The organism is Devosia sp. (assembly GCF_014860165.1).
GTDB lineage: Bacteria > Pseudomonadota > Alphaproteobacteria > Rhizobiales > Devosiaceae > Devosia.
In genome coordinates this window covers 92,554-102,534 of record NZ_JACZKG010000018.1, presented here as the reverse complement: position 1 = coordinate 102,534, position 9,981 = coordinate 92,554, and the positions used below count along the sequence as shown (strand labels likewise).

Here is a 9,981-nt window from a genome sequence, read left to right as displayed (position 1 = left end):
GGGCCAAACCACCCCCACCCTTGATCCCTCCCCACAAGGGGGAGGGTGGCGCCGGTGCGATCGCCGGCCGGCCTTGCGCCCAACCACCAATCAACCAACAGGAGAATCGCCGATGCGCGACATGATGCAACTCGTCCCTATGGTCGTCGAACAAACCACCCGGGGCGAACGCTCCTTCGACATCTATTCCCGGCTGCTGCGCGAGCGGATCATCTTCGTCAATGGCGAGGTCGAGGACGCCATGGCGTCGCTGGTCTGCGCCCAGTTGCTGTTCCTCGAGGCGGAAAACCCGAAGAAGGAAATCTACCTCTATATCAACTCGCCCGGGGGCGTCGTGACCTCGGCCATGGCCATGTATGATACGATGCAGTTCATCAAGGCGCCGGTGGGCACGCTGTGCATGGGCATGGCCATGTCGGCCGGCTCATTCCTGCTGATGGCGGGCGAGCCGGGCATGCGCATCTGCCTGCCCAATGCCTCGATCATGCTGCACCAGCCCAGTGGCGGCTTCCAGGGCAAGGTCACCGACATCATGCTGCATGCCGAGGAAAGCCTGCGGCTGAAGCGCCGCATGCATAACCTCTACGCCAAGCATTGCGGGCGGACCTATGAAGAGGTCGAAAAGGCGCTCGAGCGCGACAACTTCATGACGCCCGAACAGGCCCGCGACTGGGGCCTGGTCGACCACGTCTATCACGACCGCGGCCAGATCGAGGGGGCGGCGTCTTCACCTCTCCCTTAGGGGAGAAGTCGGCCGAAGGCCGGGTGAGGGGGCCCTTACTGGAGCAGGTGTGCGGGGCAGGCCCCCTCACCCGACCCGAAGAGGGGTCCCCTCTCCCGCAAGGGGAGAGGGGAGAGAGCCTCAGTGCCCCGCGTCGGCTACTGCCACTGTCTCCGACGATGCGCGCGCATACTGCTCGCCCAGCCCGAAAAGGCGACCCTTTTCCGCCACAAGAATGCACACCAGCGCCAGTGCGCCGAATCCCAGGTAGCCGAGCGCCGCCGGCACAGTGGTGCCATCGAACTGCTGGCCGACATAACTGCCCAGCACTGCACCGCCCACCGTCTGGACGAAGCCGAAAACGGAAGCCGCCGTGCCAGCGACCGCCCCGAGCGGCTCCATGGAGAGCGAGTTCATATTGGACGAGCACCAGCCGAAGCTGAACATGATGATCGCCAGCAGGCTGAAGAACAGCCAGAGCGGCAGGAAACCCACCATGGCCAGGATGAGCCAGACGGCGGAAAAGCCGGCAAAGCTCAGGACGGCGCCATGCGACAGCCGGCGCATGCCGATGCGGCGCACGATGCGCGAATTGGTGAAGGACGACACGGCCATCAACCCGGCCATGGCGGCGAAGGCCACCGGGAAATAGACGCCCAGGCCATAGATATCGACATAGATCTGCTGGGACGAACTGATGAAGCCGAACAGCGCGCCAAACAGGAACATGCCGGCCAGGCCATAGGAAAAGGCCACCCGGTTGGTGAAGACGATGAGGAAGCCGTCCACGACTGCCTTGAAGCTGAGCGGACGGCGAGCGGCCACCGGCAGGGTTTCCGGCAGGCGAATGTAGGTCCACAGCCAGAAGACAGCGGCTAGCAGCCCCATGAAAATGAAGATGTTGTGCCACTCACCCATCAGCAGGATAACCTGGCCGATGCCCGGCGCGATGATGGGGATGGCCATGAAAACCATGAAGGTCAGCGACATGACCTCGGCCATTTCGCGGCCCGAATAGCGGTCGCGGACGACGGCGGTGGCGATCACGCGCACGCTGGCGGCGCCCATGCCCTGGATGAAGCGCAGCACCAGCAGCACGGTGAAGCTGGGTGCGAAGATGGCGGCGACGGCGGCCACGATGTAGATGCCCATGCCCACGAGCAGGGGCGCACGACGGCCGAAGCGGTCGGTCAGCGGGCCAAAGCCGAGCACGGCAATGCCCATGCCGAGCATATAGGCGGTAATGACATACTGGCGCTCGTTCTCGCTGGTGACGCCCAGCGCTTCGCCCATATAGGGCAGGGCCGGCAGCATCACGTCGATGGCCAGGGCGTTGATGGCCATCAGGGCGGCCATCAGCGCAATGAATTCAGGGCGCGAGAGAACCCGCGTGAAATGATCGGACATGGAATTGATCTCGGAATAGTCGCCAGAGAATGCCGGCGCCGGAAATATGGCGCGGACCATGAACTTCGGAGCCGGCTTTGGCAAGCATTGATCGGCAGGAAGCGATGCTTCCTGCCGGATGGGAACGGTCAGGCCGGCTTGAGCGCGAAGCTGGGGGCGCTGCGCTCGTTGATCGGGATATGCACCGCCGCCGAAGCCAGGCCCAGCGCGATGCCCATATACCAGACCAGGCTATAGGAGCCGGTCTGGTCATAGACGAAACCGCCCAGCCAGACGCCGACGAATGAGCCGATCTGGTGGCTGAGGAAGGCCACGCCATAGAGCATGCCCATATAGCGGGCGCCGAAGAACAGGCTGACCAGCCCGGCCGTCAGCGGCACGGTGGAGAGCCACAGCAGCCCCATGGCCGCGGCAAAGGCATAGGCCGTCACCTCGCTGACCGGGATCAGCAGGAACAGGCCGATCGCCACGGCGCGCAGGAAGTAAATGGTCGCCAGCAGCATCTGCTTGGGCAGCCGGCCGCCGAGATAGCCGGCCAGGAGCGAACCGACAATGTTGAACAGGCCAATGACGGCGATGGTCCAGGAGCCCACTTCTGGCGACAGCCCGCATTGCACCAGATAGGCCGGCATGTGGACGTTGATGAAGGCGAGGTGGAAGCCGCAGACGAAAAAGCCGATGACCAGCAGGCGATAGGAGCCATGGCCCCAGGCCTTTGCCAAGGCCTCCATGAAGGGCAGGTCGGCGTGGCCCGATGTGTTCTCGGTGCGGCCGCGCAGGGCGTAGCTCAGCGGAATGATCAGCAGCAGGGCCATGGCCAGGTAAAGCAGGGCCGATTGCCAGCCGAAGGCGTTGATGAAGCCCTGGCTGATCGGCGCGAAGGCGAACTGGCCGAAGGACGAGGCGGCGGTGGCGACGCCGAAGATCAGGGAGCGCTTCTCCATAGGCACCGAGCGGCCGAAGGCGGCCATCACCACCGAGAAGGAACAGACGGCAATGCCGACGCCGGTGATGACACCGGCCGTCAGGGTGATCAGCCCCGCATCGGGCGAAAAGGCCATGCCCAGCACGCCCAGCCCATAGAGCGCAGCGCCCGCCGCCACGGTCCGGCCGGTGCCGATACGGTCGGCGAATGCGCCGGCGAAGGGCTGCGCAATGCCCCAGGCCAGGTTCTGGATGGCCATGGCCATGCCCCATTGCTCACGCGTGAGGCCGAGATCGGCCGTCATGGGCAGGGTGAACAGCCCGAAGCTGGTTCGGACGCCATTGCCGATGGCGGCGATAATGCAGCCGGCAATGATCAACACGAGCAGGGGGACTGCGGGGCGAAGCGTGGACGTGTTCATGGGGGAATATCCGCGAGGTGGATATTCTATCTACGCCCGCGATTTCATCACGGAAAGCGATATTGCTGAATGACAGGCATCAAATCCCGTGATGCCTCAGGCCTTCGGCATAGGGGCCTGACAAACAGCAACGCCGGGCACGAGGCCCGGCGAAACACAAGAAATCTGCAAGAAATCAGGCGGTCTGCTTGACCGGGATGCCGGCATTCTGCAGGTGCGACTGCAGTTCGCCGGCCTGGAACATCTCGCGCACGATATCGGCGCCGCCGATGAATTCGCCCTTCACATAGAGCTGCGGGATGGTCGGCCAGTTGGTGTAAGCCTTGATGCCATCACGCAATTCGGCGCTCTCGAGCACATTGGCGCTGCCATATTCGAGGCCCAGGTAGTTCAGGATCTGCACGACCTGCCCGGAGAAGCCACACTGCGGAAAGTCCGGCGACCCCTTCATGAAAAGGAACACGTCGTTGTTCTTCACCTTGTCGTCGATGAACGCATTGATGTCGGTCATGGCAAAAACCTTTCGATAGGCGGGGTCAAGGGCCGCTTGCTGTTGCCCTTAAATAGGACAGGAGTCGGGCGCTGTCGAGGCCACCATCGGCGATAGCCGATCATTCCTGCGTCAGCGGGTGGTCACGCCAGGCGCTCAGCGATCCAGGGATGGTTTGTGCAGTCCTCGACGCTATCGAATTGCACCGCTTCCCAGCCATGACGGCGCGCGCCGTCGACGACCTTGGGCGAGTCATCGAAGAACAGCGGCGGCTCGTCCTGTTTGCCGATGCGGTGCTCGATGAAATCGAAGAATCTGGGGTCCGGCTTCTGTGCACCGATGCGAGCGGCGTAGAAGATATCCTCGAACAGCTCGGACAGGCCCATATGGCTCCAGAGCCTATTGGCCCGGAGATGCTCCTGATTGGTGGCGATAAAGAGCTTGAGATCGCTGCGGCCCTTGAGGCGCCGAATGACGGCGAGCAGGTCCTGGTTGAGCACGCTGTCCTGGGTCAGCCAGTAATGGGCGAAGGCCATGGGCGAACCCCTGTAGCCCAGTGACGGCAGGCGGCGCTCCAAGGCGTCGATCAGTGCCGTCTCGCCGATGATGACCTTTTTCACAAAGATGTCGAAGATGAATTCCTGCCGGAAGCGCTCAGGATCGACGCCGGTATCGGCCAGCAGGTTGGCGTCCCAGGCCCGGACGCGAGCCGGGTTGGCGTGGTAGCCATGCACGAGCACGCCATCGACATCGAAGAATACGGCGCGGGTCATGCGTTTGCGGCCCATGACTGCGTCCGCAGCACCCGGCGGATGCCGACGCCCTCATTCGGCTCGCCCCTGAAGCGGGGAATGACGTGCAGATGGGCATGAAAGTCGTGCTGGCCTGCGACGGCTCCCACATTCCAGCCTAGCGTAAATCCGTCGGGCTTCCTGGCCGCAAAATGTGCCTTGGCTGCCGCCAGGGCATTGCCGAAATCGGCCCATTCGACAGGCGACAGGCCGAACGGGTCGTCGCTGTGCCGCTTGGGGATGAGCATGCCGGCCACCGGCACCATCGGATCAATGCTACCCAGCATATAGAAGTGCTCGGTATCGAGGATGGGCGTGTCCACCAGCAGCGCATTGGCAAGGCAGAAGCGACAGCCGGGTTCCACGTCCATCATCTATTTCCGCCTGGCCGTCATTGCGCCAAGGCCGACAAGCACTTCGCGGGGAATGCTCAGTTCCTGAATCACGTCGTTATGCCTGCGGAAGCCGACCAGTTCGCGCTGTACGAAATATTCCCAGACCACCTTGCGCGCCTCGCTCAGGCGGTCATCCCGATCGTTCTCTGCTGCCGCGAGCGCCGCGACGGCCCTGACCACGCGCTGCTCGGCGGCTCCGAGCGAAGACGCCCGCTCGGCCATGATCTCGTGTTCGAGGGCGGCGGTGCCGGCGTCCGGACGGACCGTGCGGATCAGGTCGAGCGAGTCGCGCAGGGACATCAATCAGTCCGGGGTGACCGTTTGCAGCGCCAGTGCGTGAAGGGCGCCGCCCATGTCGCCCTGCAGGGCGTCATAGACCAGCTTGTGCTGCTGCACGCGGGTCTTGCCGCGGAACTGCTCGGATTTCACCGTGGCGGCCCAGTGGTCGCCGTCCCCGGCAAGGTCGCGAATCTCGATATCGGCATCAGGGATAGCCGCCTTGATCCGGCGCTCGATTTCGCTGGCATCCATGGGCATGAGGCGACTCCTTGCTAAGGCCGGCGAACTGCCGACCACAGCAATGATATGGCATGGGGGTAGGGAGCCTTCAATATCGCAGGCACCCGATCAGGGCGTCACGACCGGCTGGGCGTCCTGCTCGGTGGAGAAATTGGCGATGATGGAATCGACAATCGGCCGGGCCTCGGCCGCCATTTCGGTCGCGTAGAAGCAATCGAGGGTGTAGCCGTTGCCGGCATTGACGGTCTCGGTATGGACGAGCGTGATGGGGCCGCCCTGATCGGAGCCGGTGCTGGTCCCCTCATATTGCAGCGCCGGATTGCTCTGATAGCTGGTGACGCTGCTCGCGCCGAGCGTGAAGCCTGGAAACGTATCGCTCCAACCGGTGGCGACTGCGGCCGCATCGAGCGCCGCCAGGGCGCCTTCGGCGGTCCAGCCGCTGTCGTCGACGGGCACCACGGTCAATACGCATTGCAGCGGCAGAGTCGGGTGGTTGATCGTCAACGGGCCGCCCGGCTCGCCTGACGTGACCATCACGTCCGGATAGAACAGGGTATAGGGCTGGTCAGGGAGTGGAGAGCCGCTGACGCCAGCTTCCTGGGCCAGCACAGCCATGGGCAGCAAGCTGAGTGAAAGGGCCAGTATGCCGACGGTGGCCGGTCCAAGTCTCATGATAGTCTCCACAAAATGACGCCGCCCTTGGGGGCCAGAACACTCCAAAGAGCGGCGATCATAAGGCAGATGGATCGATTATGCAGCCTTGCCGTCCATGTAGTTGGGGAACCAGCCCTCATGGGCGGCCTTGAGTGCGGCCACCGGGATGGCTCGTGCTTCGCCCAGAACCAGGTCGCTGCCGCCGGTGGTGCCGATCCAGGGGGCGAAAATCCCAAGGGCCTCGGCATCGCGCCACAGTGCCGTCAGTTCTTCGCCCTGCGGGTCCAGATTGAGTGTCACCAGGTAACGGCCCTGGTCTTCCCCAAAATATTGCAGGATTGGATCGTGGTCGTTGATGTCGACGACGGTGGCGCCAATGCCCGAGGCAACGGCCATCTCTGCCAGGCCGACGGCGAGGCCCCCATCGGACAGATCGTGGCAGGCGGTAACGACGCCAGAGCGGATCAGCTTGCGCACAAAATCGCCGGTACGCCGCTCATGGGCAAGGTCAACATGGGGGGCCGGACCATCCTTGCGGCCGAAGAGGTCGCGCAGGTAGATCGATTGGCCAAGATGGGTGCCGCGTGCGGGTGGAGCCCCGACCAGCAGGATAACCTGGCCGGCGGCGGCGAAGCCGATACGGGCCATCTGGCTCCAGTCAGGCAGCAGGCCGACGCCGCCAATGGTCGGGGTCGGCAGGATGCCGCGGCCATTGGTTTCGTTGTAGAGCGAGACATTGCCCGAGACGATGGGGAAATCCAGTGCCAGGCAGGCCTCGCCGATGCCCCTGATGGCATGGACGAGTTGGCCCATGATTTCGGGGCGTTCGGGGTTGCCGAAATTGAGGTTGTCGGTGGCGGCCAGTGGTTCGGCACCGGTAGCCGTCAGGTTACGCCAGCATTCCGCCACCGCCTGCTTGCCGCCCTCATAGGGGTCGGCTTCGCAATAGCGTGGCGTGACGTCGGACGAGAAGGCGAGCCCCTTGGTCGGATGCCCTTCGACGCGGATAACGCCGGCATCGCCACCGGGACGCTGCAGCGAATTGCCCTGGATCAGCGTGTCATACTGCTCGTAGACCCAGCGGCGCGACGACACCTGGTGGCCGCCCATGAGCTTGAGCAGGGCATCGGCCACGTCCATCTGCGGTATATCGTCGGCGGCAAGGGGGGTGGGCACTTTCGGCTCGACCCAGGGGCGATCGTATTCGGGCGCTTCGTCCCCGAGTTCCTTGATGGGCAGGTTGGCGACTTCGTCGCCCTGCCAGAGTACGCGGAAGCGCAGGTCGTCAGTCGTCACGCCGACGGTGGCGAAATCGAGTTCCCACTTCTCGAACACGGCGCGAGCGGCGGCTTCCTTTTCGGGATGCAGCACCATGAGCATGCGCTCCTGGCTTTCGCTCAGCATCATCTCATAGGGCGTCATGCGCTCCTCGCGCACCGGCACCTTGTCGAGGTCGAGCTCGATGCCGAGGTCACCCTTGGCGCCCATTTCGACGGCCGAGCAGGTGAGGCCAGCCGCACCCATATCCTGGATGGCGATGACGGCGCCCGTCTGCATCAGCTCGAGGCAGGCCTCGAGCAGGCGCTTCTCGGTGAAGGGGTCGCCGACCTGCACGGTGGGGCGCTTCTCCTCGATATCGTCGCCGAACTCGGCCGAGGCCATGGTGGCGCCGCCCACGCCATCACGGCCGGTCTTGGCGCCGAGATAGACCACGGGAAGACCAACACCTTCGGCCTTGGAGTAGAAAATCTTGTCGGTATCGGCGAGGCCGGCGGCAAAGGCGTTGACCAGGATATTGCCGTTATAGCGCTCGTCGAACTCGACTTCGCCGCCCACGGTGGGCACGCCAAAAGCATTGCCATAGCCGCCGACGCCGGCCACGACGCCGGAGACCAGGTGGCGGGTCTTTTCATGGTCGGGTGAACCGAAGCGCAGCGCATTCATCGCCGCTACCGGCCGCGCGCCCATGGTGAAGACGTCGCGCAGGATGCCGCCGACGCCGGTCGCCGCACCCTGATAGGGTTCGATGAAGCTTGGATGGTTATGCGACTCCATCTTGAAGACCACGGCCTGGCCGTCACCGATATCAACCACGCCGGCATTTTCGCCCGGGCCCTGGATGACCCGCGGTCCCGTTGTGGGCAGGGTCTTGAGCCACTTCTTGGACGACTTGTACGAGCAATGCTCGTTCCACATCGCCGAGAAGATACCCAGCTCGGTATAGGTCGGCTCGCGCCCGATCAAATCGAGAATCTTCTGGTATTCGTCCGGCTTGAGGCCATGGTCGGCAACCAGCTCGGGGGTGATGCGGATGTCGTTGGGGATGGTCATCATATTGTCCGGAATTGGCGGGCCAGCAGCCCGTCGAGCGCGATAACGATGGCGCAGAGAGCACCCAGCCCGGCGGCCATATAGACCGCATTGAGCAGGACTTGCGGATAGCCGAGCTCCACCGCATTGAGGGTGGGATAGGGGTACTGCTGCACCCAGACACCGCGCGCCATGATGTAGATAAAATAGACCAGCGTGGGCAGCAGCATGGCGGGCAGGTCGACCCAGCGCAGGGTGCCGCGCGGCTGGGCCACCAGCCACCACAGCAGATAGAGCGTGGGGCACAGATAGTGCAGGATCGTATCGGCCAGCTGGTTGAGGCCTTCCAGCGCATTGAGATGGCGCAGCACGAAATAGACGTAGAGCGCGACGAGCGCAATATTGGCCACCATCATGCCGCGCACGACCGGGCGCCGGAACAGCGCCAGGCGGGGCGTGGGCAGCACTTCGGAGAGGTAGATCAGCACCAGGATGACGTTGCTGAGGATGGTGTAGAAGGCGAAGAAATGGCCGAGAAAGCCCGGCCAGTCGCGGCCATTGGCAAAGGCCAGCTGCATCGAGAGCCAGAATTGCAGCACGAGTCCGGCGGCGCCGAAGAACAGCCCAAGCCAGGTGAGCAGCTTGCGTGGGTCAACGGGCGCGCGCGCGCTCATCAGGCGGCATTGCCCAGAAGGCCGGTGAACAGCGCCCGCCCGTCATCGCCGCCATGGGCGGCTTCGATCAGGTTTTCGGGATGAGGCATCAGGCCGAGGACGTTTTTCTGCTCGTTGAAGATGCCGGCAATGTCGTTGATCGAGCCGTTGGGATTGGTGCCCTCGGCGTAGCGGAAAGCCACCTGGCCGTTGCCCTCGAGCCGCGCGATGGTCTCGGCATCGGCGAAATAGTTGCCGTCATGATGGGCCACGGGGCAGCGGATGATCTGGCCCTTGCTGTAGCCGCGGGTGAAGTCGGTATCGGCGTTGACGACTTCGAGCTTGACCTCGCGGCAGACGAATTTGAGGCTCATGTTGCGCATCAGCGCGCCGGGCAGCAGGCCTGCCTCGATGAGGATCTGGAAGCCGTTGCAGACACCGAGCACCTTGCCGCCGCGGGCGGCATGGGCGCGGACCTTGTCCATGATCGGCGAACGTGCCGCGATGGCGCCGCAGCGCAGGTAATCGCCATAGGAAAAGCCGCCCGGGATGACGGCGAGATCGACATCGGGCAGGTCGGCATCCTGATGCCAGACGATAGCCGGGGCGGTACCGGAAACCTTGGTCAGCGCCGCGATCATGTCGCGGTCGCGATTGAGTCCGGGGAAGACGATGACTGCGGATTTCATCGGCTG

At 63.8% G+C, this 9,981-nt stretch carries 12 protein-coding genes; 1 reads left to right on the top strand and 11 read right to left on the bottom strand.

The annotated features are described in order from the left end of the window. Window positions 1–112 precede the first annotated feature (112 nt). Window positions 113–742, top strand: a complete 630-nt coding sequence (locus IH615_RS05260) for an ATP-dependent Clp protease proteolytic subunit (protein WP_291360390.1) — start codon at window positions 113–115, stop codon at window positions 740–742. Window positions 743–862: 120 nt separating this feature from the next. On the opposite strand, the gene IH615_RS05255 is transcribed toward IH615_RS05260, so the two are convergent. The 11 genes from IH615_RS05255 to purQ all read right to left on the bottom strand — a co-directional run bounded on the left by IH615_RS05255 (window position 863) and on the right by purQ (window position 9,975). Next, window positions 863–2,212, bottom strand: coding sequence for a multidrug effflux MFS transporter (locus IH615_RS05255; protein ID WP_366484797.1), 1,350 nt, complete (start codon window positions 2,210–2,212; stop codon window positions 863–865). A gap of 44 nt (window positions 2,213–2,256) precedes the next feature. Further along, the gene (locus IH615_RS05250; RefSeq protein ID WP_291360389.1) at window positions 2,257–3,474 is read right to left on the bottom strand and encodes an MFS transporter; all 1,218 of its coding nucleotides are present in this window, start codon (window positions 3,472–3,474) and stop codon (window positions 2,257–2,259) included. Between the two features lie 175 nt (window positions 3,475–3,649). After that, window positions 3,650–3,985 (bottom strand): Grx4 family monothiol glutaredoxin, encoded by a 336-nt coding sequence (gene grxD / locus IH615_RS05245; RefSeq protein ID WP_291360387.1) that lies wholly within the window; start codon window positions 3,983–3,985, stop codon window positions 3,650–3,652. Between the two features lie 122 nt (window positions 3,986–4,107). After that, window positions 4,108–4,752 carry an HAD family hydrolase gene (locus IH615_RS05240; protein ID WP_291360386.1) on the bottom strand — a complete coding sequence of 215 codons (645 nt, stop codon included), beginning with the start codon at window positions 4,750–4,752 and terminating at the stop codon, window positions 4,108–4,110. Continuing rightward, complete coding sequence (locus tag IH615_RS05235) at window positions 4,734–5,129, bottom strand: HIT domain-containing protein (protein ID WP_291360384.1); 396 nt, start codon at window positions 5,127–5,129, stop codon at window positions 4,734–4,736. Before IH615_RS05235 ends, IH615_RS05240 begins: the two co-directional genes overlap by 19 nt. Then, on the bottom strand, window positions 5,130–5,450 hold the full coding sequence (locus IH615_RS05230) for a DUF6665 family protein (RefSeq protein ID WP_291360382.1): 321 nt from the start codon (window positions 5,448–5,450) through the stop codon (window positions 5,130–5,132). 3 nt (window positions 5,451–5,453) lie between these two features. Next, entirely contained in the window at window positions 5,454–5,687 is a 234-nt protein-coding gene (locus tag IH615_RS05225; RefSeq protein WP_291360381.1) for a BolA family protein, read from the bottom strand. 90 nt (window positions 5,688–5,777) lie between these two features. Continuing rightward, window positions 5,778–6,341, bottom strand: a complete 564-nt coding sequence (locus IH615_RS05220) for a hypothetical protein (RefSeq protein ID WP_291360379.1) — start codon at window positions 6,339–6,341, stop codon at window positions 5,778–5,780. Window positions 6,342–6,419: 78 nt separating this feature from the next. Beyond that, on the bottom strand, window positions 6,420–8,654 hold the full coding sequence (gene purL, locus IH615_RS05215) for a phosphoribosylformylglycinamidine synthase subunit PurL (RefSeq protein WP_291360377.1): 2,235 nt from the start codon (window positions 8,652–8,654) through the stop codon (window positions 6,420–6,422). Beyond that, on the bottom strand, window positions 8,654–9,307 hold the full coding sequence (locus IH615_RS05210; protein ID WP_291360376.1) for a Pr6Pr family membrane protein: 654 nt from the start codon (window positions 9,305–9,307) through the stop codon (window positions 8,654–8,656). The genes purL and IH615_RS05210 overlap by 1 nt, the downstream gene beginning before the upstream one ends. Next, window positions 9,307–9,975 carry a phosphoribosylformylglycinamidine synthase subunit PurQ gene (gene purQ, locus IH615_RS05205; RefSeq protein ID WP_291360374.1) on the bottom strand — a complete coding sequence of 223 codons (669 nt, stop codon included), beginning with the start codon at window positions 9,973–9,975 and terminating at the stop codon, window positions 9,307–9,309. The genes IH615_RS05210 and purQ overlap by 1 nt, the downstream gene beginning before the upstream one ends. Between the last annotated feature and the right edge of the window lie 6 nt (window positions 9,976–9,981).